This window comes from Streptomyces roseifaciens, from assembly GCF_001445655.1.
GTDB lineage: Bacteria > Actinomycetota > Actinomycetes > Streptomycetales > Streptomycetaceae > Streptomyces > Streptomyces aureoversilis.
This window is the reverse complement of the sequence record NZ_LNBE01000004.1, coordinates 1,037,868-1,064,735: the sequence shown is the minus strand read 5'-3', so window position 1 is coordinate 1,064,735 and position 26,868 is coordinate 1,037,868. Positions and strand designations below refer to the sequence as shown.

Here is a 26,868-nt window from a genome sequence, read left to right as displayed (position 1 = left end):
AGCGGGCCCGCGGGCCCGCTGGGCGGGGGCCTGCTGGTGGCCGGCACCACCTCGGACGCGGGCAAGAGCGTGGTGACGGCCGGCATCTGCCGCTGGCTGTCCCGCAAGGGCGTCAAGGTCGCGCCGTTCAAGGCGCAGAACATGTCGCTCAACTCGTTCGTCACGCGCGAGGGCGCGGAGATAGGCCGGGCCCAGGCCATGCAGGCGGCCGCGGCCCGCGTGGAGCCGAGCGCCCTCATGAACCCCGTGCTGCTCAAACCGGGCGGCGACCGCAGCAGCCAGGTCGTGCTGATGGGCAAGCCGGTGGGCGAGCTCAGCGCGCGCGGCTATCACGCGGGCCGCCAGGAGCAGCTGTTCGGCACGGTGACGGAGTGCCTGGAGGAGCTGCGGCGCACGCACGACGCGGTGATCTGCGAGGGCGCCGGCAGCCCGGCCGAGATCAACCTGCGGCGCAGCGACATCGTCAACATGGGCATCGCCCGGGCGGCCCGGCTGCCCGTGGTCGTGGTCGGCGACATCGACCGCGGCGGCGTCTTCGCGTCGTTCTTCGGCACGACGGCCCTGCTCTCGCCCGAGGACCAGGAGCTGATAGCGGGTTACGTCGTCAACAAGTTCCGGGGCGACGTGACGCTGCTGGAGCCCGGCCTGGACATGCTGTACGAGCTGACGGGCCGGCGGACGTTCGGCGTCCTGCCGTTCGCGCACGGCCTGGGCATCGACGAGGAGGACGGCCTGCGCGTCTCGCTGCGCGGCGCCGTACGGGAGTCGGTGGTGGCCCCGCCGCACGGGGCGGACGTGCTGCGGGTCGCGGTGTGCGCGGTGCCGCTGATGTCCAACTTCACGGACGTGGACGCGCTGGCCGCCGAGCCGGGCGTGGTCGTCCGCTTCGTGGACCGCCCCGAGGAGCTCGCCGACGCGGACCTGGTGGTCGTGCCGGGGACGCGCGGGACGGTACGGGCGCTGGCCTGGCTGCGCGAGCGCGGGCTCGCGGACGCGCTGGCCCGGCGCGCCGCCGAGGGCCGCCCGGTCCTGGGCATCTGCGGCGGCTTCCAGGTACTGGGCGAGCGGATCGAGGACGAGGTGGAGTCCCGGGCGGGCGTCGTCGAGGGGCTGGGCCTGCTGCCGGTGCGCATCCGCTTCGACGCGGAGAAGACCCTGGCACGGCCGGTGGGCACGGCCCTGGGCGAGCCCGTCGAGGGCTACGAGATCCACCACGGCGTGGCCGACGTGCAGGGCGGCGACGAGCCGTTCCTCGACGGCTGCCGCGTGGGCGCCGTGTGGGGCACGCACTGGCACGGTTCGCTGGAGAGCGACGGCTTCCGGCGGGCGTTCCTGCGGCGCGTCGCGGAAGCCGCGGGCCGGGCGTTCGTCCCGGCACCGGACACGAGCTTCGCGGCGCTGCGGGAGGAACAGCTGGACCGGCTGGGCGATCTGATCGAGGAACACGCGGACACGGACGCGCTGCTGCGGCTGATCGAGGACGGGGTTCCCCCGGGGGTCCCGTTCATACCGCCGGGCGCACCGGCTCCGCTCGCGCGGAACGACAACACAGGGGGTACCCGTTGACGGCCTCGGCCACCTACCCGTTCACCGCGGTCGTCGGCATGGACGACATGCGGCTGGGCCTGCTCCTCAACGCCATCTCGCCGTCCATCGGCGGGGTGCTCGTACGGGGTGAGAAGGGCACGGCGAAGACGACGACCGTCCGCGCCCTGTCCACGCTGCTGCCGTGGATCGACGCCGTCGCCGGATGCCGGTTCTCGTGCGACCCGGCGTCCCCCGACGCCCGCTGCCCGGACGGCCCGCACGAGGACGGGGCGGCGCACGCCGCCCGTGCCGCCCGCATGGTCGAACTGCCCGTCGGCGCCTCCGAGGACCGGCTCGTGGGGGCGCTCGACATCGAACGCGCGCTGGGCGAGGGCGTGAAGGCGTTCGAGCCGGGCCTGCTGGCCGCCGCGCACCGGGGCGTGCTGTACGTCGACGAGGTCAACCTGCTGGGCGACCACCTGGTCGACGCCCTCCTCGACGCGGCCGCCACCGGCGCCGCCTACGTCGAGCGCGAAGGCGTCTCCGTACGCCACGCGTCCCGCTTCCTCCTCGTCGGCACCATGAACCCCGAAGAGGGCGAACTGCGCCCCCAGCTCCTGGACCGCTTCGGCCTGACCGTCGAGGTCGCGGCCTCGCGCGAGCCCGACGAGCGCGTCGAGGTCGTCCGGCGCCGACTGGCGTACGACGAGGACCCGGCCGCCTTCGCCGCGAAGTGGGCGGCGGAGGAGGAGACGCTGCGCGAGCGGATCGCCGCCGCCCGCGCGCTGCTGCCGTCCGTACGCCTGGGCGACGGCGCGCTGCGCCGCATCGCCGCCGTGTGCGCGGGCTTCGAGGTGGACGGCATGCGCGCGGACATCGTGACCGCGCGCACCGCGACCGCACTCGCCGCGTGGGCGGGCCGCACGGACGTGACGACGGCCGACGTACGGCAGGCGGCGCTGCTGTCGCTGCCGCACCGGCGCCGGCGCAACCCCTTCGACGCGCCGGGCCTGGACGAGGACAAGCTCGACGAGATCCTCGGCCGGTTCGAGGACGACGAGCCGGAGCCCGAACCGGAGCCGGAGCCGGAGCCCGAGGGCCCGGACGACGACGGCCCCGACGGCGGCCCCGAGGGCGGCGGTCCCGACGGCAGCGGTCCCGACGGCGGCGGGCAGCCCCCGCAGGACGGCACGGGCTCCGACGGCACCCCCGACGTCCCGCAGCAGCGCCAGGAGCCGGAGTCCACCGGCCCCGAGCCCGCCTCCCCGGAGGGCCCGGACGCCCCCGAGGGCGCCCCCGCCCGCGGGGAGACCCCCGAGGCCCCGGCCGTCGCCGCGGCCGACCCCTTCCGCACCCGCAAGTTCGACGTCCCCGGTCTCGGTGAGGGCGCCGACGGCCGCCGTTCGCGGGCCCGGACGGCCCACGGCCGGACGACCGGGTCCCGCCGCCCCCGCGGCACCCTGTCCAAGCTCCACCTGGCCGCCACGGTGCAGGCCGCCGCCCCGCACCAGCGGGCGCGCGGGCGCAGCGGCGCCGGGCTCGTCGTCCGCCGCGACGACCTGCGGGAGGCGGTGCGCGAGGGCCGCGAGGGCAACCTCGTGCTGTTCGTCGTGGACGCCTCCGGCTCCATGGCCGCCCGCAAGCGGATGGGCGCCGTCAAGGGCGCGGTGCTGTCCCTGCTGCTGGACGCGTACCAGCGCCGGGACAAGATCGGCATGGTGACGTTCCGGGGCGCCGGCGCGGACGTGGCGCTGCCGCCGACGTCCTCGGTGGACACGGGCGCGGCACGGCTGGAGAAGCTGCCGACCGGCGGGCGCACGCCCCTGGCGGCGGGCCTCCTGCAGGCGCACGAGGTGCTGCGGGTGGAGCGGCTGCGCGACCCGTCGCGGCGCCCGCTGCTGGTCGTCGTCACCGACGGCCGGGCCACCGGCGGCCCGGAGCCGCTGGCGAGGGCGGCGCGCGCCGCCCGGCTGCTGGCCGGCGAGGGCACGGCGTCGGTGGTCGTGGACTGCGAGCAGGGGCCGGTGCGGCTCGGGCTCGCCGCCGAGCTGGGCCGGGAGCTGCGCGGCCCGGTCGTGACACTGGACGAGCTGCGCGCGGACAGCGTCTCCGCGCTCGTACGCACCGTACGGACCGCACACACCAGGAAGGCCGCGTAATGCCCCAGGGACAGCCGACCGTCGTTCCCGACGACGGACTCACCACGCGTCAGCGCCGCAACCGGCCGCTGGTCTTCGTCCACACCGGCCTCGGCAAGGGCAAGTCCACGGCCGCCTTCGGCCTGGCGCTGCGGGCGTGGAACCAGGGCTGGCCGGTCGGGGTGTTCCAGTTCGTGAAGTCGGCGAAGTGGAAGGTCGGCGAGGAGAACGCGCTGCGGGTGCTCGGTGCGTCGGGCGAGGGCGGCACGGTCGCCTGGCACAAGATGGGCGAGGGCTGGTCGTGGATCCAGCGCGACCCCAAGGACGGCGAGCAGAGCAACGAGGACAAGGCGCGCGAGGGCTGGGAGCAGGTCAAGCGCGACCTGGCCGCCGAGACGCACAAGCTCTACGTGCTGGACGAGTTCGCCTACCCCCTGCACTGGGGGTGGATCGACACGGGCGAGGTGATCGAGGTGCTGCGCGACCGCCCCGGCACCCAGCACGTGGTGATCACGGGCCGCAACGCCCCGCAGGCGCTCGTCGACTTCGCCGACCTGGTCACCGACATGTCCAAGGTCAAGCACCCGATGGACACCGGGCAGAAGGGCCAGCGGGGCATCGAGTGGTGAGTACGCACATCCCCCGCCTGGTCATCGCCGCCCCGGCCTCCGGCAGCGGCAAGACCACGGTGGCCACCGGCCTGATGCGGGCCTTCGCGGACGCGGGGCTCGCCGTGTCGCCGCACAAGGTCGGCCCGGACTACATCGACCCGGGCTACCACGCGCTCGCGACGGGCCGCCCCGGCCGCAACCTGGACGCGTACATGTGCGGCCCGGACCGGATCGCCCCGCTGTTCCTGCACGGGGCCGCGGGCTGCGACGTCGCGGTCGTCGAGGGCGTGATGGGCCTCTACGACGGGGCGAGCGGACAGGGCGAGCTGGCGTCGACGGCCCACGTGGCCAAGCTGCTCAAGGCCCCGGTCGTCCTGGTCGTCGACGCGTCGTCGCAGTCGCGGTCGGTGGCCGCGCTGGTGCACGGCTTCGCGTCCTGGGACCCGGAGGTACGGGTCGCGGGCGTCATCCTCAACAAGGTCGGCTCGGACCGGCACGAGGCGCTGCTGCGGGAAGCGCTGACGGAGTCGGGCGTACCGGTCCTCGGCGCGGTACGCCGCGCCGAGCAGGTCCACACGCCCTCGCGCCACCTGGGCCTTGTCCCGGTGGCCGAACGCAGCACGGAAGCGACGGACGCGGTGGCGGCCCAGGCCGCCCGGGTGAGGGAGGGCTGCGACCTGGAGGGGTTGCTGGCGCTTGCGCGCACGGCGCCTCCGCTGGTGGACGAGCCATGGGCACCCCATGGGCTGTGGGCAGGCGCCCCGGCTTCCCCCACCCCCACCGGTTTGCGAACAGGCGCCCCGGCTTCCCACCCCACCCCCACCGGTTTGCGGGCAGGCGTCCCCGATTCCCCCACCCCCACCGGTTTGTGGGCAGGCGTCCCGCAGAGCGGGACGGGTGGGCACAAACCGGCCACCGGGCCGCACCCGAAGAACAAACCGGTGATCGCCGTGGCCGGCGGCCCGGCGTTCACGTTCTCGTACACGGAGCACACGGAGCTCCTGAAGGCCGCCGGCGCGGACGTCGTCACCTTCGACCCCCTCCGCGACGAGGCCCTCCCGGACCGCACCGCCGCCCTCGTCATAGGCGGCGGATTCCCCGAGGTCTACGCCCCGGAGCTCTCCGCGAACGAACCCCTCCGCAAGGAGGTCGCCGCCCTCGCGGCAACCGGCGCCCCGGTCGTCGCCGAGTGCGCGGGCCTGCTCTACCTCTCCCGTTCGCTGGACGGCAAGCCCATGTGCGGCGTGCTCCCCGCGGACGCCCGCATGTCCGGCCGGCTCACCCTCGGCTACCGCGAGGCGGTGGCCATCGCGGACAACGTGCTGGCGCAGGCGGGCACGCGCGTCCGGGGGCACGAGTTCCACCGCACGGTGACCGAGCCGGGCGCGGGCGGGACCCCCGCCTGGGGGTTCACCCACCCGGAGCGCCGTACGGAGGGCTTCGCACGCGACGGGGTGCACGCCTCGTACCTGCACGTGCACTGGGCGGGCGCCCCGGGCACGGCCGCCCGCCTGGTGGCGGCCGCGGCCGCGGCAGCGACCGCGGGCGGTGCCGGCGAGCGTCAGTGAGCGAGGCCCACGACCAGCCAGATGAAGCCCGCCCCGGCCACCGTGCAGGCGAGCGTGGAGACGGCCGGGTGGGTGTGGTGGGCCTCGGGGAGGATGTCGGACGTGGCCAGGTAGAGCAGCACGCCGCCGAAGAAGCCGAGGTAGACGCCGAGGAATCCGGCCGGGAGGGTGAACAGCAGGGTGGACGCCGCGCCGATGAGGGGGGCGACGGCGTCCGCGGCGAGCATCAGGAGGGCGCGGTGCCGGTCGTTCCCGTACAGGTCGGTGATCGTGTACGTGTTGAAGCCGTCCGCGAAGTCGTGCGCGATGACGGCCACGGCGACGGCGACCGCCACGCCGTGGTCGACCTGGAAGGCCGCGCCGATGGCGACGCCGTCCATGGCGCTGTGACCCACGAGGGCGGCGGCCGCGGTGAGACCGACCTGCGGGGTGCGTTCGGCGGCGCTGACGCCGTGGGCGGCCTTGCGGACGGCCAGGAGCCGCTCGACCATGTGGGCGGCGAGGAAGCCGGCGACGAAGCACAGCAGGGCGGCCGGCACGCCGAAGACGTCCTGACCGGCGGCCTCCAGGGCCTCGGGCAGCAGGTCGAGGCCGACGACGCCGAGCATCAGCCCGCCCGCGAACCCCAGGACGAGGTGTCTGCGGTCGGTGATGCGGTGCGCGGCCCAGCCGCCGAGCAGCGTCATCAGGAACGCGCCCATGGCGATCACGACCGGCACGGTTCCACCCTTCTCGCGGCTGCAGTATCTCCTGCGGGTCCGGCCCTCGCACTCGTACCCGCCGCACCCGCCGTGTACGTGGGGGTGGGCGCCCGGCGCGGCGTGACGGCCGCGGAGGTGCTGGAGCTGGTGGAGCGGACGCTGGCGGAGGCCGGGGGGCGGGGGCTGCGGCCGGCGGCGCTGGCGACGGCCGAGGCGAAGGCGGGCGAGGGCGGGCTGGTGGAGGCGGCGGCCGAGCTGGGCGTGCCGCTGCGGGTGTACGGGGCCGGTGCGCTGGCCGGGGTCGCGGTGACGGACCCCTCGGCCGCCGCGCTGGCCGCCGTGGGGACGCCCGCGGTGGCGGAGGCGGCGGCGCTGCTGGCGGCCGGGGAGGGCGGCGTGCTGGCCGTGGGGAAGCGGAAGTCGGCGCGGGTGACGTGCGCGGTGGCGTACGGGCGCGGGTGAACGGGGGCTGCGCGCGGGAGCACGGGCCGACGTATGGAAACCAACGTACGGGCTGACGTACAGGCCGACATACAGGCCGACGTACGGGCCGACGTACGGGCCGACGTACGGACCCGCTTGACGGTCGTTCCGCAGCCGTCAGTACGGTCTTGGTGCGGGCGATCCTCACGCCCGGAGACGTGTGAACGACGACCAGCAGCAAACGGACGAGAGAAGGCGGCCCGCGGCCATGCACACTCCCAGCGAACCCGACCTGCGCCACCACGGTGACGCCGAAGTGCGGGGTGCCGGCGCGGAGCTGACGGACCTCGCGGTGAACGTGCGGGCGGGCACGCCCCCGGTGTGGCTGCGCGAGCACATCGCCGCGTCGCTCGACGGGCTCGCCGCCTACCCGGACGGGCGCGCCGCCCGGCGGGCGGTGGCGGAGCGGCACGGGCTGCCGGAGGAGCGCGTGCTGCTGACGGCGGGGGCCGCGGAGGCGTTCGTCCTGCTCGCGCGGGCGCTGCGGGTGCGGCGGCCGGTGGTGGTGCACCCTCAGTTCACGGAGCCGGAGGCGGCGCTGCGGGACGCCGGGCACCGGGTGGAGCGGGTGCTGCTCGACGAGGCGGACGGGTTCCGGCTGGACCCGCGTGCGGTGCCGGGCGACGCGGACCTGGTCGTCGTCGGCAATCCGACCAACCCCACGTCCGTCCTCCACCCGGCGCGGGACCTGGCGCGGCTCGCCCGGCCGGGGCGGACGCTGGTGGTCGACGAGGCGTTCATGGACGCGGTGCCGGGCGAGGCCGAGTCGCTGGCGTCCGTCACGGACCTGCCGGGGCTGATCGTGCTGCGCAGCCTCACCAAGACATGGGGGCTGGCGGGGCTGCGGATCGGCTACGTGCTCGCGTCGCCCGGCACCATAGCCAGGCTGGAGCGGGCCCAGCCGCTGTGGCCGGTGTCGTCGCCGGCGCTGGCCGCGGCGGAGGTGTGCAGCGCTCCCCCGGCGCTCGCGGAGGCCGCGCGCGCCGCGGACCGTCTCGCCGAGGACCGGACCTATCTCGCGGCCGCGGTCGGCCAGTTCGAGGGGGTCCGGGTCCACGGTCCGGCGGCCGGGCCGTTCCTGCTGATCCGGGTGCGGGGTGCCGCGGCCGTGCGGGGCAGGCTGCGGGGGCTGGGGTTCGCGGTGCGCCGCGGCGACACGTTCCCGGGGCTCGGGCCGGACTACCTGCGCCTCGCGGTCCGGGACCGGGAGACCACGGACCGCTTCGCGGAGGCCCTCGGCAAGGCGCTGGCCGAGGGCTGAGGACCGCTCCGGTTTCAGTCGCCGCGGCGGGCGGCCGAGCGGCGGCGGGTGACGACGAGGGCGCCCGCCCCCGCGGCGACGAGGAGGGCCGCGCCGCCCGCGACGTAGGGCGTGGCGGAACTGCCGCCGGTCGCGGCGAGGTCCTTCGCGGCGGGCTCCGCGGCCTTGTGCGCCACGGTCTGCGGTCCGGCCGCGGGGGCGGAGGCGGAGTCCGCCGACTTGGACTTGGACTTCGGCTCCGGCTCCGGCTTCGGCTTCGCGGCCGGGTCGTGGGCGGCGCCCGGCGGGGTCTCGCACGTGGCCTCGGCGAGGGTGAGTTCGCCCCGGACTCCGGCGACGTTCAGCCGCAGGGGGTTGACGGACACCTTCAGGCGCAGGGCCGTGGCCGCGGCCGTACGGGACGTGGTGCCGGTCCGCGACAGGTCGAGGCGCACCTCGCCGACGCCCGGGACCTCCACCTTGGTCGTCCCGGCCGTGGTCAGCGTGACCTTCTTGCCGAGGACGGTGACGGCGCCGAGGAGGTTCGAGGCGGCGGTGGGCTTCCCGCCCGCCGTGCAGACGGCGCGCGACGTGACCTTCTCGACCTCGACGAGGGAGAGCAGCGGCAGGCCGGGGACGTGCACGCGGGCGCGGGCGAGGTTCGCGTACGCCTCGGCCTTCGTGCGGTCGGCGGTCGCGCGGGCGGTGGCCGCGTCGGCGCGCAGGACGTCGACGGGCTTGCCCTGGTCGACGCCGTTGAGGGTGACGGTGAGTGCGGTCTTGTCGGCGCCGGCGGGGGCCTGCACCTCGTTGAGGGATGCCCTGAGGGGCACGTGGACGGTCTTGCTGAGCAGGGAGACGTCGAGGCCGGTGCGCAGGACGACGGCGCCGGCTTTGCCGGTGCCGGTGGTGTTGGCGCCGGTGCCGGTGCCGGTGCCGGTGCTGGTGCCGGTCTTGGCTTCGGCCGGGGAGGCGGTGCCGCCTCCGGTGGCGTACGCGGGGCCGGCGGCCGCGGCGGCGACGGTCGTGACCGCCGCGGCGAGGGCGGCGAGCCTGCGTGCGGGCATGCCGAAGGAAGGGCTGGTGGTGCTGGACACGTGCGTGGAACCCCCACGGGAGCGCTGGCGCCGCCGGCGCGGTCGACGGGGGACAGCTCGCGCCGGCGGCTGGGACCCCGCCATATTTGACCCCCGGAGGGTGAAGGGGCGTCCCCCCGAGGGCAGTTCACCCCAACGGGTTGTTTCCGCAACGGCTTTCGATTCGCCGGGCGCGGGAGTTGATCCTCGTCACTGGCGTAACCCCTGTTCGGGAGGCGGGCTTGATCGCTAAGGTGCCGCCGTATGTCGACCCCGCGGATAGCCCCGACAGCCGCCGACCGGACGGCGCGGCTGGCTGTCACCGTGTTCCCCCTGCTCGTCCTCGCCGCCGGAGGGGTGGGGCTCGCCGCACCCTCCCACTTCACCGGCTGGGCGCCCGCCGTGCCCTGGCTGCTGGGCGTCGTGATGTTCACGATGGGCCTCACGCTCACCGGCGACGACTTCCGCGCCGTCGCCAAACGGCCCTGGGCGGTCGGGCTCGGCCTCGTCGCCCACTACGTGATCATGCCGGGGCTGGGCTGGCTGATCGCCACGGTGCTCGGGCTGCCGCCGCAGCTGGCCGCCGGGGTGATCCTCGTCGGCTGCGCGCCGAGCGGGACGGCGTCCAACGTCGTCACGTACCTCGCGCGCGGGGACGTCGCCCTGTCCGTGTCCGTCGCCACCGTCTCCACGCTCGTCGCGCCGCTCGTCACCCCGCCGTTGACGCTGCTGCTGGCGGACCGGTTCCTGGACGTGGACGCGGGCGCGATGCTCACCGACATCCTCAAGACCGTGCTCGTGCCGGTGCTCGGCGGGGCGCTCGTGCGGATGGCCGCGGGGCGGTGGATCGGCAAGGTGCTGCGCGCCCTGCCGGCGCTCTCGGCGCTGACGATCGCCGTCCTCGTCCTCATCGTGGTCTCGGGCAGCGCGTCCCGCATCAAGGACGCGGCCGCGCTCGTCCTCCTCGCCGTCGTCCTCCACAACGGCCTCGGCCTCGCCCTCGGCTACGCGGCGGGCCGGCTCGCCCGGCTCGGCCGCCCGTCGAGCCGGGCCATGGCCTTCGAGGTCGGCATGCAGAACTCGGGCCTGGCGGCGTCACTGGCCACGGCCCACTTCAGCCCGGCGGCGGCGCTGCCGGCGGCGATCTTCTCGGTATGGCACAACGTGTCGGGCGCGGCGGTAGCAGCCTGGATGTCAAGACGCCCCCACCCCTAACACCTACGCCGCCCACGCCACCAGCCGGGCAGCAACTCCTGCACCGCCGCAGCGCCCCCCGGCGGCGCCGTCCCGACCCCAGGCGGGCCAGGCACCACCGTCGTGGCGGATCACCGCCGCGGGGGGGGGGAGTTACCGAGCCCGGCGGGCACGCCCTGCTCCCCGACCCGACCGCAGGTCGTCAGGCACCGCCGGACACCACCGCCGTGGCTGATCACCGCCGCGGCGGAGGAAAGTTGCCCGGCCCGGAGCCACGCCGAAGCAGCCCGCCACACCAACCGGGCCACGCCCCTCTCCCCGCCGCCACGGCGCGCAACCCCCACCGAACGCCCCCGGCGGTGCCAAACCGACCCCAGGGAGGCCAGGCACCGCCGGGCAGCACCGTCGTGGCGGATCACCGCCGCGGCGGAGGGAAGTTACCGAGCCCGGCGGGCACACGCCGACCCCCCGGCCCCCCGGGCCAAGCCGACCGCAGGTCGCCCGGTGCTCCGCGGTCAGCGGATCACCCTCCCCCGCAGGATCACCCGCTTCGGTGAGCCCAGGACTCTCACGTCCGTCCTCGGGTCCGTCTCGTAGACGACGATGTCCGCCGGGGCGCCCTCCTCCAGGCCCGGGCGGCCGAGCCAGGATCGGGCCGACCACGTGGTGGCCGAGAGGGCCGCGAGCGGGGGCAGGCCGGCTTTGACGAGTTCGGCCACCTCCTGGCCCACGAGGCCGTGGGCGAGGGAGCCGCCCGCGTCCGTGCCGACGAAGACCGGGATGCCCGCGTCGTACGCCGCCCGCACCGTCTCGTAGCGCCGGGCGTGGAGGCGCCGCATGTGGTCCGCCCAGCGCGGGAACTTGCCCTCGCCGCCGTCCGCGAGCCGCGGGAACGTCGCGATGTTGACGAGCGTCGGCACGATGGCGACCCCGCGCTCGGCGAAGAGCGGGATGGTCTCCTCGGTGAGCCCGGTGGCGTGCTCGATGCAGTCGATGCCCGCTTCCACGAGCGGCGCCAGCGACTCCTCCGCGAAGCAGTGCGCGGTCACGCGCGCCCCGAGGCGGTGCGCCTCGGCGATCGCGGCCGCGACCTCCCCGCGCGGCCAGCAGGAGGACAGGTCGCCCGTCTCGCGGTCGATCCAGTCGCCGACGAGCTTGACCCACCCGTCCCCGCGCCGCGCCTCCCGCGCCACGTACGCGACGAGGTCGTCGGGCTCGATCTCGTGCGCGTAGTTGCGGATGTACCGGCGGGTGCGCGCGATGTGGCGCCCGGCGCGGATGATGCGCGGCAGGTCCTCGCGGTCGTCGATCCAGCGCGTGTCCGAGGGGGAGCCGGCGTCGCGCAGCAGCAGCGCTCCCGCGTCCCGGTCGGTGAGCGCCTGCTTCTCGGCGGTGGATTCGTCGACCGGCCCGTGGGCGTCGAGGCCCACGTGGCAGTGCGCGTCCACGAGGCCGGGCAGTGCCCAGCCCTCGACGGTGGTGACGTCCCGCGCCCCCACCGGCCGTTCGAAGGTGATCCGGCCGTCGACGGCCCACAGCTCGTCGCGCACCCCGCCGTCCGGGTCCGCGCCGACGAGCACCCGCCCCTTGATGTGCAGCACCCCACTGTCGCTCATGGACCGCACTGTACGAGCCCGCTCCTCCCGCCCGCCAAGGGGCCGTCGCCGGGGCTCGGCCGGGTCGCCGCCGATGCCCGGCGGACCCTCGGCCGGCGCGGCCGGGCACCGCCCCGGGCAATTCCCCGGAACTCCTCTCCGATAATTCCGGAGACAACTCTCCGCGCATTCTCATGCCCGCTTTTCCGCACCCTAAACGCAGCATTTTCCTTACGCTTCCGCAAACGAATTCGCGACCCCAGCGATCACTTGTGACGTACTCCACACAGTCTGCGATTTGCCCGGATATTAACGGGCAAACCATCCCATCCCACACCCGCTTTGCGCGCCCCCGCGCCTCCGCGCGATAACACAACCACCCACCCCCGGGTAACCCGGACCCCCGATGCGATTTCCGATCCGCATCGGTAAATTCCCTCCGCATGACCGCAGCACAAGCAGACCTTGCACGTGCCCGTCCCGCCTCCCTCCGGGAATTCCCGGAATTGCCGGAGGACCTCACCCTCGACGTCCCGCGCGTCGAGGACGGAGCCGCGATCTGGCGCATCGCCCGCGACTCGGGAACCCTGGACCTCAACTCCTCGTACAGCTACCTGCTGTGGTGCCGCGACTTCGCGGCCACCTCGGCCGTGGCCCGCCGCACCGGCGACGGGGAGCCCGCCGGCTTCATCACCGGCTACGTCCGGCCGGCCCGCCCCCGCACCCTCGTGGTGTGGCAGGTCGCCGTGGACCGCCCGCACCGCGGCCGCGGCCTGGCCGCCGCGCTGCTGGAGGGCCTCGTCGCACGCGTCGCCCGCGAGAGCGAGACCGGCATCGACGGGATCGAGACCACCGTCACGCCCGGCAACACCGCCTCCAACCGCCTGTTCGCCTCCTTCGCCGAGCGGCACGGCGCGCCCGTGGAGCGCGAAGTCCTCTTCCACGGCGGGCTGTTCCCCGAGACGGGGCACGACCCCGAGGTCCTGCACCGCATCGGCCCCCTCACGCACTGAGGCCCCGCACGCACTGAGGCCCCCGCACGCACCGAGAACCCTCACGCCCTGAGACCGCTCACGCCCCGAGAACCCTCACGCCCTGAGAACCCTCACGCACCGACAGGAGCACCCCCATGACCATCACCCCGCCCGCCCTCAGCGTCTTCGAGACCCTGGAGTCGGAGGTGCGCAGCTACTGCCGCAGCTGGCCCGCGGTCTTCGACCGGGCCCAGGGCAGCCGGATGTACGACGAGGACGGCCACACGTACCTGGACTTCTTCGCCGGCGCCGGGGCTCTCAACTACGGGCACAACAACCCGGTCCTCAAACGCGCCCTGATCGATTACATCGAACGCGACGGCGTCACCCACGGCCTGGACATGGGCACCACCGCCAAGCGCGCGTTCCTGGAGGCCTTCCAGGACGTCGTGCTGCGGCCGCGCGACCTGCCGTACAAGGTGATGTTCCCCGGCCCGACGGGCACCAACGCCGTGGAGGCCGCGCTGAAGCTGGCCCGCAAGGTCAAGGGCCGCGAGGCGATCGTGTCCTTCACCAACGCCTTCCACGGCATGTCGCTGGGCTCGCTCGCCGTCACCGGCAACGCCTTCAAGCGGGCCGGCGCGGGCATCCCCCTGGTGCACGGCACGCCGATGCCGTTCGACCACTACCTGGACGACCAGGTGCCGGACTTCCTGTGGTTCGAGCGGCTGCTGGCCGACCAGGGCTCGGGCCTGAACACCCCCGCCGCCGTCATCGTGGAGACGGTGCAGGGCGAGGGCGGCATCAACGTCGCCCGCCCCGAGTGGCTGCGCGGGCTCGCCGCGCTGTGCGAGCGCCACGACATGCTGCTGATCGTGGACGACATCCAGATGGGCTGCGGCCGCACCGGCGCCTTCTTCTCGTTCGAGGAGGCGGGCATCACCCCGGACATCGTGACCCTCTCGAAGTCCATCGGCGGCTACGGCCTGCCCATGTCGCTCACCCTCTTCCGCCCGGAGCTCGACGTCTGGGAGCCCGGCGAGCACAACGGCACGTTCCGCGGCAACAACCCCTCCTTCGTCACCGCCGCCGCGGCGCTCGACGCGTACTGGACCGACGGGCAGATGGAGAAGCAGACCCTCGCCCGCGGCGAGCAGGCCGAGGAGGCGCTGCGCGCCATCTGCGCCGAACACCCCGAGCTGGGCGCGCACTACCGGGGCCGCGGCCTCGTGTGGGGGCTGGAGTTCGCCGACAAGCCCCGGGCCTCCGCGGTCGCCCGGCGGGCGTTCGAGCTCGGCCTGCTCGTGGAGACGTCGGGCCCCGAGGGCGAGGTCCTCAAGCTGCTGCCCGCCCTGACGATCTCGCCCGACGAGCTGGACGAGGGCCTGCGGATCGTCGCCCGTGCGGTCCGCGAGACGGCCTGACCACCACCGTTGCCGCCACCGGCACCGGCACCGGTAGTACCGAAAGAAAGGAACAACCCGTGATCGTCCGTTCCCTCCAGGACATCGAGAACACCGACCGCCACGTCAAGGCCAAGTCCGGTACGTGGGAGAGCAAGCGGATCGTGCTCGCCAAGGAGCGGGTCGGCTTCTCCCTGCACGAGACCGTCCTCTACGCCGGCACGGAGACCTCCATGTGGTACGCCAACCACATCGAGGCCGTGCTGTGCGTGGAGGGCGAGGCCGAGCTCACCGACGACGAGACCGGCGAGAAGCACTGGATCTCGCCCGGCACGATGTACCTGCTCGACGGCCACGAGCGGCACACCCTGCGCCCCAAGACCGACTTCCGCTGCGTGTGCGTCTTCAACCCGCCGGTCACGGGACGGGAGGACCACGACGAGAACGGCGTCTACCCGCTGCTGACGGAGGAGGGCTGAGCCATGGCCGCGGTCACCGACCTCTACCCCACGCGCGGCACGCACGAGGTGGCCGTCCCGCGCCGTGACCCCGTGGTGTGGCCCGGGTCCGGGTCCGCCTCCGGCGCCGGCACCGGCACCGGCACGCCCGGGCCGATCGACGCGGCCGGTCTCGCGGGCTACGAACGCGACGGGTTCCTCACCGCCGACGAGATGATCACGCCGGACGAGGTGCAGGTCCTGCGCGCCGAGCTCGACCGGCTGATCGCCGATCCGGCGGTGCGGGCCGACGAGAGAGCTGTCGTCGAGCCGCACTCGAAGGACGTGCGGTCGGTGTTCGAAGTGCACCGGATCAGCGAGGTGTTCGCGCGGCTCGTGCGCGATCCGCGCGTGGTGGGCCGGGCGCGGCAGATCCTCGGCTCGGACGTCTACGTCCACCAGTCGCGGGTCAACGTCAAGCCGGGCTTCGGGGCCTCCGGGTTCTACTGGCACTCGGACTTCGAGACCTGGCACGCGGAGGACGGGCTGCCGCGGATGCGTGCGGTGTCGGTGTCGATCGCGCTGACGGAGAACCTCGACACCAACGGCAGCCTGATGATCATGCCGGGTTCGCACCGGACGTTCCTGGGCTGCGCGGGCGTGACGCCGCGGGACAACTACAAGCGGTCCCTGCGGATGCAGGAGGCCGGCACGCCGTCGGACAGCGCGCTCGCCGCGCTGGCGGGACGGCACGGCATCCGGCTCTTCACGGGCGCGGCCGGTTCGGCGACGTGGTTCGACTGCAACTGCATGCACGGGTCGGGCGACAACATCACGCCGTTCCCGCGCAGCAACGTCTTCATCGTCTTCAACAGCGTGGAGAACACGGCGGTCGAGCCGTTCGCGGCCCCGAGACGCCGCCCTGAATTCGTGGGGGCGCGGGACTTCACGCCGGTGAAGTAACCGGCCGCGCGCACCCCCACCGGACGTGCCCGGCGGTGCCGTCCCGACCGACAGGTCGCGGGCACCGCCGGGTACCGGCGTCGTGGCGGATCGCCGTTGCGGCGGAGGGAAGGCCCCCGGGCTTCACCGGCCCACGCCCCGCCCCGCCCCGCGACCTCTCAGGCCAGCGCCTCCAAGCACCGGTCCACGTCATCCGTGCTGTTGTAGAGGTGGAAGGACGCCCGCAGGCCCCCGGCGCGGGCGCTGACGCGTACCCCCGCCGCCGCGAGGCGCTCCGCCGCGCGGCCGAGGCCGGGGACCGAGACGATCGCGGAGTCCTCCGCCGGGGCGGACCGGTGCCCGAGCGCGGCGAGCCCCGTGCGGAAGCGGTCGGCGAGGGCCCGGTCGTGTGCGGCGATGCGCTCCGTCCCGAGCTCCTCCACGAGCCGGAGGCCGGCCAGGGCGCCGGTGTAGGGCAGGAGGGCGGGGTTCTCGTCGTAGCGGCGGGCCGAGCGGGCGAGCGACACCTGCCCGTACGTGCTGTCCCAGGGGTCCTCCCCCGCCACCCACCCGGCGAAGACGGGGGTGAGGCCGCCGAGGTCCTCGGGGACGGTGAGGTAGGCCGTGCCGCGGGGGCCCATCAGCCACTTGTAGCCGACACAGACGGTGAAGTCGTGGGCGCCCGCGTCGACGGGCAGCCAGCCCGCGGCCTGGCTGACGTCGACGAGCGTCCGGGCGCCGTGGGCGCGGGCGGCCTCCCCGATCGCCCCGAGGCCGGCGAGGCGGCCGTCGGCCGACTGGACGGCGCTGACGGCGACGAGCGCGGTCCCGGGCCCCACCGCGTCCGCGATCTTCTCCAGGGGAACGGTGCGGACGCGGAGCCCGGGCCGCACGTGGAAGGGGTTGACGAGGGAACTGAAGTCCCCCTCCGCGCAGAGGACTTCCGACTCCTCGGGCAGCGACTGGGCGACGAGCCCGCAGAAGACGGCGGCCGAACCCCCGGTGGCGACCTGCCGGGCGGGCACGCCGACGAGCCGGGCGAACGTGGCGCGGACGGCCTCCACGACCGGGAAGTGGTCCTCCGCGCCGGGGCGGCCCAGCGAGAACGCGGTGGCGGCCTCGGTCATGGCGGCGACGGCGGGCGAGGGCACGAGCCCGGTGGCGGCGGTGTTGAGGTAGACGGTCTCGGGCGCGAAGTGTGCGGGGGCGAGGCTCTCCATGCCCACCCACTATGCGCGTCCGGCGATCAATCCGTCCATCGGTCCAGCCATCGGTACGCCCATCAGTCCGGCCATCAGTCCAGCCATCGGTCCGTCCACCAGTCCAGCCATCAGCCTGTTCATCAGTCCGTCCGCCGGTCCGTCCAGTGGTCCATCCACCGGTCCGCCCGTGCGGGCCTCCCGTCCCCTGCCTGAGAACTAGCCGTCCCTCCGCCTCGCGGCGGAGGCGGTCCGCCGCTCAGGGCGACGCGCCGGCGCCCGCCGGACGGAACGCTGGTCACATGACCAGTACGACGACGACCGTCCCGGACGACCACGCCACCAAACGCCGCGCGCTCCGCGCGGTGACCATCGCCGCCTGCCTGCCCTACCTCGGCCTCAAGGCGGCCTGGGTGGCGGGGAGTCACATCGGCATCCCGGAGGGAAGCGGCCTGCGGGATGCCGACACGAGCATGGTCGTGGCGAACGCCGTGACCATCCTGATGGACGCCGCGGTCGTGGTCCTCGCCCTGCTGCTGACCCGGCCCTGGGGCAAGCGCGTCCCCGCCTGGCTGCTCGTGCTGCCGATGTGGGGGGCGGTGGGGCTGCTGGCGCCCATCATGTACGCCTTTCCCGCACAGTTGATCGTCCGTGCCCTGGGCGGTTCGGCGTCCGGTTCCGGGAGCGAGGCCGACGAGCCGTTCCTCGACGAGTGGGTCTTCGGCGTGGTCTACACGGGGTTCATCGTCCAGGGGCTGGCCCTGGGGACCCTGTTCGTGCTGTACGCCCGCGAGCGCTGGGGCCACCTGTGGCGGGGCCGCGTCGGGGACCTGGCGGGCCGTCCGCCCGGCCGCGGGCAGCGGGCCGCACTGGCCGCGGCGGGAGTGCTGGCCGTGCTGCCCGGCGCGGTCCACCTGATGTGGACGTGCGGGGTGTCGGCGGGCCTCTCGCCGGAGATGGCCCGGATGTACAGCGGCACCTTCGCGGCCGGGGAGTCGGGCTACGTGCTGTACGCCGCCGCGACGATCGCGGGTGCCGTCCTGCTGCTGTCCGGCCGGGCACGGTCCGGACACGGCGGCCGGCTGCCGCTGCGGGTGCCGCTGCTCCTCGCGGGCGTCGGCTCGGCCGCTTCGGCCGCGTGGGGCGGCTGGCAACTGCTCGCGATGCTGACGTCCCTGGCCGACGAAGGCCGGGGGCCGACGGCGACGATGGCCGTCGCCTACGCTGTGCAAGTGATCATCGGTCTGCTGGTCCTCGCCGCCGGCACGCGCTTCTTCGTCCAGCGCTCCGCCCGGGCCGCCGCCCTGTGACGGCTCTCCTCCGGCGCGGCGCCGTCGCCCTGGTGGGCCGCCGCGCCCGGCTGCGGTGGGTGCACCTGCTGCTCGGCGGTGCGCTGCTGATGCCGTACTACCTGCTGGCGAGCACGCTGACGGCGGTCTTCGTCCGGGACACGAACATCCTGTTCCCCTCCACCGTCGGCCGGCAGTTCGGCGTCTTCGCGCTGGCGCTGGTGCCGGCGGCGGTGACCGCGCTGGTGCCCTTGGTGCGGACGCTGGAGTCGGTGGCGGCACGCGCCCTGTGCGGGGTGCCGGAGGAGGCGCTCGCGACGGGCCCGGGCGATTCGCGGGCCGCGCGCGGGCGGACCGCCCTGTGGTACACCCTGCACCTGCTGGCCGGCGGCATCGTGAGCGGCATGTCGCTGGCCACGCCCCCGTTCGCGCTGACGCTGATCGCCCTGCCGGTCACGGGTGTTCCGGGGGGCGAGGACGCCCCGTACGGGCTGGGGGACCTGGCCTTCCCGTGGACGCTGCTGGCGGTGCCCGCCGGCCTGGCGGTGCTGGTCCTGCTCGTCGGGGCGTCCTGGGGCGCGGGCACGCTCCTCGCCCGCTGCGCACCCCTCCTCCTCGGCCCGACGGCCGCCGACCGGCTGGCCGAGGCCGAGCAGCACGCCATGCGGCTGGCCCTGCGCAACCGGCTGGCGCGCGAGCTGCACGACTCCGTGGGGCACGCCCTGAGCGCGGTCACCCTGCAGGCGAGCGCGGCGCGCAAGGTCCTCGACGCCGACCCGGAGTTCGCGCGGCAGGCGCTGGCCGCGATCGAGGAGACGACGCGCGAGGCGGTCGGCGAACTGGACACCGTGCTGGGGCTGCTGCGCGAGGACGGCGCCGCGTCCGCCGCGCCCGCGCCGACCCTCGCCGACCTGGACGGGCTGCTGGAGCGCACCCGCGCCGCGGGCGGCACCGTCACCCTCGCCTCACCTCCGGCCCTGGACGGCGTGCCGCCGGTCGTCTCCCGCGAGGCGTACCGGATCGTGCAGGAGGGCCTCACCAATGCCTTGCGGCACGCGGGCCGGGTGCCCGTGCTGCTGCGGATCACCGTGCACGACGACGCCGTGGAGGTCGCCTTGGAGAATCCGGTCAACCCCGACAAGGCCCCCGGCCGCGCGCACCGCCGCACCGGCGGCGGCCGCGGTCTGACGGGCATAGCCGAACGGGCCCGGCTGCTGCGCGGCAGCAGCAGCTCCGGCGAGCGGGACGGGGTGTGGCGGCTCGCCGTCCGCCTGCCGCTGGGCGGGGGTGCGGGCCGGTGACGGCGCCCCTGCGGATCGTGCTCGCCGACGACGAGCGCATGGTGCGGACCGCCCTGCGGGCAATCCTGGGCGCCGAGGAGGACCTGGAGGTCGTCGGCGAGGCCACGACCGGCGCGGAAGCGGTCTCCGTCGTCCGCGAACTGCGCCCCGACGTCGTCCTGATGGACGTACGGATGCCCGAGGTCGACGGGATCCGGGCCACCGAGCAGCTGATCGGCGGCATGGACTCCCCGCCGCGCGTCCTGGTCGTCACCACGTTCGAGAACGACAGCTACGTGTACGACGCGCTGCGCGCCGGCGCCAGCGGCTTCCTCCTCAAGCGGTCGGGCGCCGACGAACTCGTCCAGGCCGTCCGGCTCGTGGCCCGCACCGACTCGCTGCTCTTCCCCTCCGCCGTGCGCGCCCTGGCGGCGGAACACGCGGAGGCCCGCCGGGCGAGGACGGCCGCCGGGAAGCTGCGCGCGCAGCTGTCGGACCGGGAGGCGGAGGTCCTCCGCCTGATGGCCCGGGGCCTGTCGAACGCCGAGATCGCCGAGCAGCTCGTCCTGGGCGCGGCGACGGTGAAGACCCACGTGGCAGGCGCCCTGGCCAAACTGGGCGTCCGCAACCGCACCCAGGCGGTCATCGCGGCCTACGAGTGCGGTTTCGTGTCCCCGCGCTGAGGGGCGGCGGCGCCGGACGGCCTGCGGCCGGCCCGGCGCCGCCGAACGCCCCGGTGGGGGGGGTCACGCCCCGCTGCGGCGGAAGGAAGACCCCCTGGGGGGTCAGCGGCCCACCGCCTCGCCGACGGCCTTGGCCAGGCGCGCGACCTGCGCGTCGTTGTCGTCGCGGAAGCCGTACCGGCGGCGGTTGAAGCCGAAGGCCAGGCCGTTGGACGGGTCGGCGAAGGCCTGGGAGCCGGCGGCGCCGCCGTGGCCGAAGGCGCGGGCGCCGAGGAAGGGGTACTTGTCCCCCATGGCGCCGAAGCCCAGGCCGAAGGCCTGGTGCTGGCGCGCGACCACGTCGTAGCCGATGGAGTGGATCTGGGCGAAGTCGGCGGCGGTGGCGGGCGTCAGCAGCGCCTCCTTGCCGCCGACGCCGCTGATGGCGGCCGCGTACATGCGGGCCAGGCCGCGCGCGGAGGCCATGCCGCCGACGGAGGCGGGGCCGCCCGCGCGGATGACGCGGTGGTTCGGCAGGTCCTCCAGCACGGTGGGCCGGGGGTGGTTGAGGTTGAAGGCGATGCCCGTCAGGCTCTGCGGCCCGGGGGCGTTCTCGAGCAGGGCGCGCTTCTGGCCGGGCGTCGGGTCCATGGGCTGGATGTCGAGGACGCGGCGCTCGTGCTCCTCGGGCAGGCCCATGTAGAAGTCGATGCCGTAGGGGGCGCGGATGCGCTCCTCGTAGAGCTCCTGCATGGTGCGTCCGGTGGCGCGGCGGACGACCTCGCCGGTCAGGGCGCCGATGACGAGGGCGTGGTAGCCGAAGGCGGTGCCGGGGCGCCAGTGGGGCCGCTGGCCGGCCAGCTTCTCGGCTATGGCGCGGTCGTCGGCGAGCTCTTCCGTGGTGAAGCCGTCCTCGGCTCCGACGACTCCGGCCCGGTGGGCGAGGAGGTCGCGCAGGGTGACGGATTCCTTGCCGGCGGCGGCGAATTCGGGCCAGTAGTGGGCGACCTCGCGGTCGAGGTCGAGCACGCCTTCCTGGACGAGGAGGGCGACGACGAGGTGGGCCGCGCCCTTGGTGGAGGAGAACACGCCGGTGAGCGAGTCGCCCTCCATGCCGGGGCCGCCCCACAGGTCGACGACCTGCTCGCCGTCGACGTAGGCGGCGAGCTGGGCGGAGTGCCCGGCCCGCTCCTCGGCGAAGGTGGCCTCGAACTCCTCGCGGACGCCCTCGTACCCCTTGGCGACGGTTCCCCGGACGACGGTCCCCTGCGCGGCGGTGGGGCTCGGCATGTGTGTGCTCCCTGTGATCAGTGATGACTCCGGTGGGTGCAGCAGAGCGGGGCCCGTCGTTATTTCGTGACGATCGTCATCTCGCCGACGGAATAAACGGATTGAAGGATTCCGGCCTGACGGTCTCCTGGAAGGACACCGCCCGCCGAAAGCCGTCCGTGCCTCCTTGACCGCCCCGCACCGGCTCCTTAGCGTGTGCGCTTCCCCTTCCGGACTGCCTCAGGAGGCCCAGGCGCCATGCCCGCATCCCGCACGGTCCTCCTCACCGGCGCGGCCGGCCGCATCGGCACCCACCTGCGCACCCGGCTGCCCGCCCTCGGCCACCGGCTGCGCCTGTTCGACGCCCGGCCGGTGCCGGGCGAGCCGGACGCGGTCACCGCGGACCTCGCCGACCGCGAGGCGCTGCGCAAGGCCGTCGACGGCGTGGACGCGGTCGTCCACCTGGCGGGCATCCCCCTGGAGGCGTCCTTCGAGGACATCCTGCGCGCCAACGTCGAGGGCACGTACCGCCTGTACGAGGCCGTCCGGGAGGCGGGCGTACGGCGCGTGGTCCTCGCCTCCAGCAACCACGCCGTCGGCTTCGCGCCCGTCCCCGCGGAGGGCGCCCCGCTCCTGCCCGTGGAGACCGCGCACCGCCCGGACACCTTCTACGGCCTCTCCAAGTGCTTCGGCGAGGACCTGGCCTCCCTCTACCGGGACCGGCACGGCATCCAGACCGTGTCCCTGCGCATCGGTGCCTGCTTCCCCGAGCCCGTGTCGGTACGCATGCTGTCGGTCTGGCTGAGCCCCGGCGACTGCGCCCGGCTCGTGCACGCCGCCCTGACGGCGGACGGCGTCGGCCACACCGTCGCCTACGGCAGCTCCGCGAACACCAGGCTCTGGTGGGACCTGTCGACCGCCCGCGCCCTCGGCTACGAGCCCCAGGACGACTCCGAGCCGTACGCGCCCGCCCTGCTGGCCGCGGAGAGCGGAACCCCGCGGGAGGGCCACGGCCGCGTCGGCGGCGAGTTCTGCGCGGCCGAGCCGCCCCGCTGGAACCCGGGCTGACCTGCGGCGACGGCACACCGGCCGGTCTGCGGCGGCCTACGGGCCCGGCCGCCATCCGGAGGAACCGGGCGGAACCGGCGGCTCGGTAATGGAACCGCAAAGAGCGGCCACTCGTTACCCGGGACATGACCGCTATGACACCCGGCTCGAACATCCCTCTCTCCGTCGCCCGCGTGACGGTGGACGTCACCGCCCCGGTGCGGCTCGACGTATCGGGCCTGCTGCTCACCGCCGACGGCAAGGTGCGCTCCGACGACGACTTCGTCTTCTACAACCAGCCTTCCGGGCCGGGCGTGAGCCACCGCGCCGCGTCCGGCGGCGCGCCCGACGCCATCGTGGTGGACACCGCCGCCGTCCCGGCCGGCATCGAGAAGATCGTGGTGACCGCCAGCCCCGACGCCCAGGGCGCGAGCTTCGCCGGCGTCGAGCCGACCGCCACCGTCCGCAGCACCGACGACGGCTCGGTCCTCGCCACGTTCACCCCGCCCCGGCTGGGTTCCGAGACCGCCCTGGTGATCGTGGAGGTCTACCGGCGGGCGGGCGCCTGGAAGGTGCGCGCGGTCGGTCAGGGGTACGCGAACGGCCTGGCGGGCATCGCCACCGACTTCGGCGTGAGCGTGGAGGAGCCCGCGGCCCCCGCGCCTGCCCCCGCGGCCCCCGCGCCCGTGCAGCCGGCCGCCCCCGTGCCGCCGATGCCCGTGGCCGCCCCGGCCGCGCCCGCCGCTCCCCCGGCGCCGCCCGCCCCCGCCCCCGGCACCGGGAAGATCAACCTGGACAAGGGCCGGGTCAGCCTGCAGAAGAACCAGACGGTGTCCCTGGTCAAGGGCGGCCGGCCGCTGACGCAGTCGGTGAAGATGGGCCTGGGCTGGGAGCCCGCCTGGGGCGCCCCCGCCATCGACCTGGACGCCTCCGTCATCGCCTACGGCCCCGACCGCAACATGATCGACGCCTGTTACTTCAACAAGCTGCAGATCCTCAACGGCGCCATCCAGCACTCCGGCGACAACCTCACCGGCGAGGGCTCCGGCGACGACGAGACCATCACCGTGCACATGGAGGGCCTGCCGCCCGAGGTGACCGGCCTGGTCTTCACCGTCAGCTCCTTCACCGGCCAGAAGTTCAACCAGGTCGCCAAGGCCTACTGCCGCCTGCTCGACGCCCGCACGGGCGAGGAGCTGGTGCGCTTCGACCTGACCGGCGCGGAGCCCAAGACCGGTGTGCTCATGGCGAAGTTCATCCGGCAGTACTCGGGCGAGTGGGAGATGACGGCCCTGGGCGAGTTCGTGAAGTCGCGCACCGTGCGCGATCTGGTCAAGCCCGCGGCGCAGGCCCTGTGAGCCGCTCCCGGCTCGCCGGCCCCGCGGTCAGCCCGGCGAGCCGGGCCAGCCTGCGATAGGAGTCCAGCAGCCCCTCCCGGTCGTACGAGGACGTGGTGACGAGCACCTCGTCGGCGCCGCTGCGCCCGACCAGCGCACCGAGCGCGGCGGACACCTCGTCCTCCGTGCCGTGGACGTGCCCGCGCAGCCCGTCCTCGTACAGCCGGCGCTCCCGCTCGCTCATCGCCCGCGCCTCGGTCTCCTCCGCGGGCTCCAGCGGCGGGAAGGCGCCGTGCGTCCGCGCGTGCGCCAGCGCCCACGCCTCGGGCACGAGCAGCCTGCGGGCCTCCTCGCGGGTGGCCGCGACGGCCACGTTCCCCGCCACCACGACGTACGGGCGCCGCCACCACGCCGAGGGCCGGAAGGCCGCCCGGTAGCGGTCGACGGCGGCGAGCATCCGCTCCTCGCCGCCCAGGCCGCCGATCACCAGGGCCGCCCCGGCGGCAGCAGCCAGGTCCGCGCCCGCCTCGTTGGCGAGGACGAACGCCGGGACCCGCAGGCCCTCCGCCGGGCGGGCGTGCACCCCGTCGTGCGTACGCGTACCCCCGGTGAACCAGCCCTCCAGCTCGGCGAGCTGCCCGGCGAAGTCCCCCATGGCGTCCTTGTCCGTGCCCAGGGCCCTGCGGATGCCGTCCGTGAAGCCGACCGAGCGGCCCAGGCCCATGTCGATGCGGCCCGGGAAGAGGGACTCCAGCACCCCGAACTGCTCGGCGACGACGAGCGTGCGGTGGTTGGGCAGCATCACACCGCCCGTGCCCACCCTGATCCGCGAGGTCGCGGCCGCCACCGCCGCGGCGAGCACGGTCGGGGCCGAGCCCGCCACGCCGGGCACGCTGTGGTGCTCCGAGACCCAGAAGCGGTGGTAGCCGAGCGCCTCGGCCTGCTGCGCGAACCGCACGGTGTCGCGCAGCGCCTCGCCCTGCGGGCGGCCCCGGCGGGTGCGGGAGCGGTCGAGTACGGAGAGCCGGATCGTCACCTCTCCTTCAACAAAGGCGGCCGGTCATGATTCCCGGGTACTCAGGTACTCAGGTACTCATGTGCCCGGTCACCTGCCCTGACGGCGCCAGGGGCCGGTGATCGCCAGCATGATGCCGGGATCCTGGATGTTGGCGAAGAGCGTTTTGCCGTCCGGCGAGAAGGTGACCCCGGTGAACTCGCTGTACTCGGGCTTCTGAGCGGTACCGATGTTGAGCTCGTTGCGGGCGATGGGGTACGTGCGGCCGTCGTCGAGGGCGCCGAAGAGGTGCTGGATCCCCTCGCCGTCCTCGGCCACCACCAGGCCGCCGTGCGGCGAGACGGTGATGTTGTCCGGGCCGTCGAAGGCGCCGTCCCGGCCCGGGTCCTTGTTGACGCCGAGGCGCACCTTCAGGGTGAGGGTGCGGCGCCCGGGGTTGTAGAACCACACCTGGCCGTCGTGCTGGGCGGGGCTCTCCTCCCGGGCGAACGACGCGACGATGTACGCGCCCCCGTCCGCCCACCACATGCCCTCCAGCTTGCGGGCCCGGGTGACCTCGCCGTCCTTGAACTGCTTGCGCACCGGCACCGACCCGGCGTCGCGGTCGGGCACGCCGACCCAGTCGACGCCGTAGACCGTGCCCGTCCGGGTGGCGCGGGCGAGGTCGTCGACGAAGCGGCCGCCGGAGTCGAAGCACTTGAAGGCCTGGAGCGCGCCCGCGTCGTCGGCGAGGGTGCGCAGCCGGCCGCGGCCGTGCCGGAAGCCCTTCGGCGGGGTCCAGCGGTAGAGCAGGCCGTTCGGGCCCGAGGCGTCCTCGGTGAGGTAGAGGTGGCCGCGGGAGGGGTCGGTGACGACGGCCTCGTGGGCGTAGCGGCCCAGCGCCTTGACGGGCTTGGGGGCACGGTTGGCGCGGCGGTCGAGCGGGTCGACCTCGAAGACGTAGCCGTGGTCCTTGGTCATGCCGTTCCGGCCGGCCTTGTCCTCGGTCTCCTCGCAGGTCAGCCAGGTGCCCCAGGGGGTGGCGCCGCCGGCGCAGTTGGTGGACGTGCCCGCGATGCCGACCCGCTCGGCGACGTGCGAGCCGTCGTGGGAGACCTCGACGACGGTACAGCCGCCGGACGCGGCCGGGTCGTAGACGAGGCCCTCGGTGAGGGGCACCGGGTGCTTCCAGCCGGCCCGGGGGCCCTTGAGCTCGTGGTTGTTGACGAGGACGGTGGCGCCGCGGGGGCCTGCGAAGGCGGCGGTGCCGTCGTGGTTCGAGGGCGTGTGCTCGCCGGACTCCAGCTTGGTGACGCCGGCCCGGGTCACGACGCGGTAGGAGAACCCGGCGGGCAGCGCCAGCAGGCCCTTCGGGTCCGGCACGAGGGGCCCGTAGCCGGGCCGGGGGCGGGGGCGGGCGCCGGACTGCTCCGGCACGGCGCCCGCCAGGGCTCCGGGGGCACTGGCGAGCACGCCGACGCTGCCGGTCAGGGCCACCCCGGCACCGGCGACGGCGGATCGTTTCGCGAAGTCTCTTCGGCTGAGGGTCATCTGATCTCCAGGGTCCGCGGGCTCACGCCCCTACGTTCCCGTTCCCCGCCGAATACCGTATGAACACCACACGAAGCGCACGGGACGGAACCCCTAGCGCCACAAGAGCGCGAGAACACTCCCGCACGCCGCCCACAACGTCACGGGCTGCACCCGGCGAGGCACGACCACCCACTTCCACCGCAACGGCGAGCAACCCCCACGGCGGAAACCAGCGGCGCCGAGCCACGCCCAGCCGCAGGCAGCCGTCCCCGGCGGTGCCGGGGCTTCTCCCGCCGCGACGGCGAATCCCCCGCGGCGCGGACCGGCGGCGCCGTGCCGGCGCCCGGCCGCGCCGTTACCGCAGAGCCC

General features: G+C 74.6%; 23 protein-coding genes. 16 read left to right on the top strand and 7 right to left on the bottom strand.

The genetic code is table 11. The features are described from left to right. Window positions 1–18: 18 nt before the first annotated feature. Genes AS857_RS21855 through AS857_RS21840 form a run of 4 tightly spaced genes read left to right on the top strand, consistent with a single transcriptional unit; the run spans window position 19 to window position 5,844 of the window. Window positions 19–1,566 (top strand): cobyric acid synthase, encoded by a 1,548-nt coding sequence (locus tag AS857_RS21855; protein ID WP_107105717.1) that lies wholly within the window; start codon window positions 19–21, stop codon window positions 1,564–1,566. A gap of 38 nt (window positions 1,567–1,604) precedes the next feature. Further along, on the top strand, window positions 1,605–3,686 hold the full coding sequence (locus tag AS857_RS21850) for a putative cobaltochelatase (protein ID WP_058046973.1): 2,082 nt from the start codon (window positions 1,605–1,607) through the stop codon (window positions 3,684–3,686). Continuing rightward, window positions 3,686–4,294 (top strand): cob(I)yrinic acid a,c-diamide adenosyltransferase, encoded by a 609-nt coding sequence (cobO, locus tag AS857_RS21845; RefSeq protein ID WP_058044974.1) that lies wholly within the window; start codon window positions 3,686–3,688, stop codon window positions 4,292–4,294. Before AS857_RS21850 ends, cobO begins: the two co-directional genes overlap by 1 nt. Then, complete coding sequence (locus tag AS857_RS21840) at window positions 4,288–5,844, top strand: cobyrinic acid a,c-diamide synthase CobB (RefSeq protein ID WP_063278428.1); 1,557 nt, start codon at window positions 4,288–4,290, stop codon at window positions 5,842–5,844. Before cobO ends, AS857_RS21840 begins: the two co-directional genes overlap by 7 nt. On the opposite strand, the gene AS857_RS21835 is transcribed toward AS857_RS21840, so the two are convergent. After that, the gene (locus AS857_RS21835) at window positions 5,838–6,545 is read right to left on the bottom strand and encodes a ZIP family metal transporter (RefSeq protein ID WP_420823955.1); all 708 of its coding nucleotides are present in this window, start codon (window positions 6,543–6,545) and stop codon (window positions 5,838–5,840) included. The two genes, AS857_RS21840 and AS857_RS21835, sit on opposite strands and share 7 nt — an antisense overlap. On the opposite strand from AS857_RS21835, the gene AS857_RS41965 reads away from it, so the two are divergent. Both AS857_RS41965 and cobC read left to right on the top strand, forming a co-directional pair. Then, complete coding sequence (locus AS857_RS41965) at window positions 6,480–7,007, top strand: cobalamin biosynthesis protein (protein WP_079110820.1); 528 nt, start codon at window positions 6,480–6,482, stop codon at window positions 7,005–7,007. The two genes, AS857_RS21835 and AS857_RS41965, sit on opposite strands and share 66 nt — an antisense overlap. Before the next feature lie 181 nt (window positions 7,008–7,188). Continuing rightward, window positions 7,189–8,289, top strand: a complete 1,101-nt coding sequence (gene cobC / locus AS857_RS21825; protein WP_275477377.1) for an Rv2231c family histidinol phosphate aminotransferase CobC — start codon at window positions 7,189–7,191, stop codon at window positions 8,287–8,289. A 14-nt stretch (window positions 8,290–8,303) separates the two neighbouring features. Here cobC and AS857_RS21820 read toward each other — a convergent pair whose 3' ends face one another. Continuing rightward, on the bottom strand, window positions 8,304–9,335 hold the full coding sequence (locus tag AS857_RS21820; protein WP_058046970.1) for an SCO1860 family LAETG-anchored protein: 1,032 nt from the start codon (window positions 9,333–9,335) through the stop codon (window positions 8,304–8,306). Between the two features lie 273 nt (window positions 9,336–9,608). Here AS857_RS21820 and AS857_RS21815 point away from each other — a divergent pair, with 273 nt between their 5' ends. After that, the gene (locus tag AS857_RS21815) at window positions 9,609–10,559 is read left to right on the top strand and encodes a bile acid:sodium symporter family protein (protein WP_058044971.1); all 951 of its coding nucleotides are present in this window, start codon (window positions 9,609–9,611) and stop codon (window positions 10,557–10,559) included. A 494-nt stretch (window positions 10,560–11,053) separates the two neighbouring features. Here AS857_RS21815 and AS857_RS21810 read toward each other — a convergent pair whose 3' ends face one another. Next, window positions 11,054–12,154, bottom strand: coding sequence for an amidohydrolase family protein (locus AS857_RS21810; RefSeq protein ID WP_063278427.1), 1,101 nt, complete (start codon window positions 12,152–12,154; stop codon window positions 11,054–11,056). Between the two features lie 422 nt (window positions 12,155–12,576). On the opposite strand from AS857_RS21810, the gene ectA reads away from it, so the two are divergent. The 4 genes from ectA (at window position 12,577) to thpD (ending at window position 15,910) form a co-directional block, all read left to right on the top strand. After that, window positions 12,577–13,146 (top strand): diaminobutyrate acetyltransferase, encoded by a 570-nt coding sequence (ectA, locus tag AS857_RS21805; RefSeq protein ID WP_079110555.1) that lies wholly within the window; start codon window positions 12,577–12,579, stop codon window positions 13,144–13,146. A gap of 116 nt (window positions 13,147–13,262) precedes the next feature. Then, entirely contained in the window at window positions 13,263–14,531 is a 1,269-nt protein-coding gene (ectB, locus tag AS857_RS21800) for a diaminobutyrate--2-oxoglutarate transaminase (protein WP_058044968.1), read from the top strand. A 59-nt stretch (window positions 14,532–14,590) separates the two neighbouring features. Continuing rightward, window positions 14,591–14,989 carry an ectoine synthase gene (locus tag AS857_RS21795; protein ID WP_058044967.1) on the top strand — a complete coding sequence of 133 codons (399 nt, stop codon included), beginning with the start codon at window positions 14,591–14,593 and terminating at the stop codon, window positions 14,987–14,989. A 3-nt stretch (window positions 14,990–14,992) separates the two neighbouring features. Beyond that, the gene (gene thpD / locus AS857_RS21790) at window positions 14,993–15,910 is read left to right on the top strand and encodes an ectoine hydroxylase (protein WP_058044966.1); all 918 of its coding nucleotides are present in this window, start codon (window positions 14,993–14,995) and stop codon (window positions 15,908–15,910) included. Window positions 15,911–16,068: 158 nt separating this feature from the next. On the opposite strand, the gene AS857_RS21785 is transcribed toward thpD, so the two are convergent. Beyond that, window positions 16,069–17,109: an aminotransferase class V-fold PLP-dependent enzyme gene (locus AS857_RS21785; protein WP_058044965.1), complete on the bottom strand. Its 1,041-nt coding sequence runs from the start codon at window positions 17,107–17,109 to the stop codon at window positions 16,069–16,071. A 281-nt stretch (window positions 17,110–17,390) separates the two neighbouring features. Here AS857_RS21785 and AS857_RS39120 point away from each other — a divergent pair, with 281 nt between their 5' ends. Genes AS857_RS39120 through AS857_RS21770 form a run of 3 tightly spaced genes read left to right on the top strand, consistent with a single transcriptional unit; the run spans window position 17,391 to window position 20,340 of the window. Continuing rightward, complete coding sequence (locus AS857_RS39120; RefSeq protein ID WP_058044964.1) at window positions 17,391–18,398, top strand: hypothetical protein; 1,008 nt, start codon at window positions 17,391–17,393, stop codon at window positions 18,396–18,398. Continuing rightward, a complete protein-coding gene (locus AS857_RS39115; RefSeq protein ID WP_058044963.1) occupies window positions 18,395–19,678 on the top strand; it encodes a sensor histidine kinase in 1,284 nt (427 codons plus the stop codon). The genes AS857_RS39120 and AS857_RS39115 overlap by 4 nt, the downstream gene beginning before the upstream one ends. Window positions 19,679–19,716: 38 nt before the next feature. After that, window positions 19,717–20,340: a response regulator gene (locus tag AS857_RS21770; RefSeq protein ID WP_079110819.1), complete on the top strand. Its 624-nt coding sequence runs from the start codon at window positions 19,717–19,719 to the stop codon at window positions 20,338–20,340. 102 nt (window positions 20,341–20,442) lie between these two features. On the opposite strand, the gene AS857_RS21765 is transcribed toward AS857_RS21770, so the two are convergent. Next, window positions 20,443–21,609 carry a serine hydrolase domain-containing protein gene (locus AS857_RS21765; RefSeq protein ID WP_058044961.1) on the bottom strand — a complete coding sequence of 389 codons (1,167 nt, stop codon included), beginning with the start codon at window positions 21,607–21,609 and terminating at the stop codon, window positions 20,443–20,445. A gap of 237 nt (window positions 21,610–21,846) precedes the next feature. Between AS857_RS21765 and AS857_RS21760 the strand changes: the two genes are divergently transcribed. Next, a complete protein-coding gene (locus AS857_RS21760; protein WP_058044960.1) occupies window positions 21,847–22,656 on the top strand; it encodes an NAD-dependent epimerase/dehydratase family protein in 810 nt (269 codons plus the stop codon). Window positions 22,657–22,781: 125 nt separating this feature from the next. Beyond that, window positions 22,782–23,993 carry a TerD family protein gene (locus AS857_RS21755; RefSeq protein WP_079110554.1) on the top strand — a complete coding sequence of 404 codons (1,212 nt, stop codon included), beginning with the start codon at window positions 22,782–22,784 and terminating at the stop codon, window positions 23,991–23,993. Here AS857_RS21755 and AS857_RS21750 read toward each other — a convergent pair. Together AS857_RS21750 and AS857_RS21745 are read right to left on the bottom strand one after the other, a co-directional pair. Continuing rightward, entirely contained in the window at window positions 23,968–25,008 is a 1,041-nt protein-coding gene (locus AS857_RS21750; protein WP_058044958.1) for an MsnO8 family LLM class oxidoreductase, read from the bottom strand. The two genes, AS857_RS21755 and AS857_RS21750, sit on opposite strands and share 26 nt — an antisense overlap. Before the next feature lie 69 nt (window positions 25,009–25,077). Next, a complete protein-coding gene (locus tag AS857_RS21745) occupies window positions 25,078–26,517 on the bottom strand; it encodes an alkaline phosphatase PhoX (RefSeq protein WP_058044957.1) in 1,440 nt (479 codons plus the stop codon). Between the last annotated feature and the right edge of the window lie 351 nt (window positions 26,518–26,868).

Coding starts and splice junctions, on each gene's coding strand:
- AS857_RS21835 (WP_420823955.1), bottom strand. CDS start 6,545: ATGGGCGCGTTCCTGATGACGCTGCTCGGCGGCTGGGCCGCGCACCGC.
- AS857_RS39120 (WP_058044964.1), top strand. CDS start 17,391: ATGACCAGTACGACGACGACCGTCCCGGACGACCACGCCACCAAACGC.
- AS857_RS21765 (WP_058044961.1), bottom strand. CDS start 21,609: ATGCCGAGCCCCACCGCCGCGCAGGGGACCGTCGTCCGGGGAACCGTC.
- AS857_RS21785 (WP_058044965.1), bottom strand. CDS start 17,109: ATGGAGAGCCTCGCCCCCGCACACTTCGCGCCCGAGACCGTCTACCTC.
- AS857_RS21770 (WP_079110819.1), top strand. CDS start 19,717: ATGGTGCGGACCGCCCTGCGGGCAATCCTGGGCGCCGAGGAGGACCTG.
- thpD (WP_058044966.1), top strand. CDS start 14,993: ATGGCCGCGGTCACCGACCTCTACCCCACGCGCGGCACGCACGAGGTG.
- ectA (WP_079110555.1), top strand. CDS start 12,577: ATGACCGCAGCACAAGCAGACCTTGCACGTGCCCGTCCCGCCTCCCTC.
- AS857_RS21810 (WP_063278427.1), bottom strand. CDS start 12,154: ATGAGCGACAGTGGGGTGCTGCACATCAAGGGGCGGGTGCTCGTCGGC.
- AS857_RS21745 (WP_058044957.1), bottom strand. CDS start 26,517: ATGACCCTCAGCCGAAGAGACTTCGCGAAACGATCCGCCGTCGCCGGT.
- AS857_RS21760 (WP_058044960.1), top strand. CDS start 21,847: ATGCCCGCATCCCGCACGGTCCTCCTCACCGGCGCGGCCGGCCGCATC.
- AS857_RS21755 (WP_079110554.1), top strand. CDS start 22,782: ATGACCGCTATGACACCCGGCTCGAACATCCCTCTCTCCGTCGCCCGC.
- ectB (WP_058044968.1), top strand. CDS start 13,263: ATGACCATCACCCCGCCCGCCCTCAGCGTCTTCGAGACCCTGGAGTCG.
- AS857_RS21850 (WP_058046973.1), top strand. CDS start 1,605: ATGGACGACATGCGGCTGGGCCTGCTCCTCAACGCCATCTCGCCGTCC.
- AS857_RS21815 (WP_058044971.1), top strand. CDS start 9,609: ATGTCGACCCCGCGGATAGCCCCGACAGCCGCCGACCGGACGGCGCGG.
- AS857_RS21820 (WP_058046970.1), bottom strand. CDS start 9,335: ATGCCCGCACGCAGGCTCGCCGCCCTCGCCGCGGCGGTCACGACCGTC.
- cobO (WP_058044974.1), top strand. CDS start 3,686: ATGCCCCAGGGACAGCCGACCGTCGTTCCCGACGACGGACTCACCACG.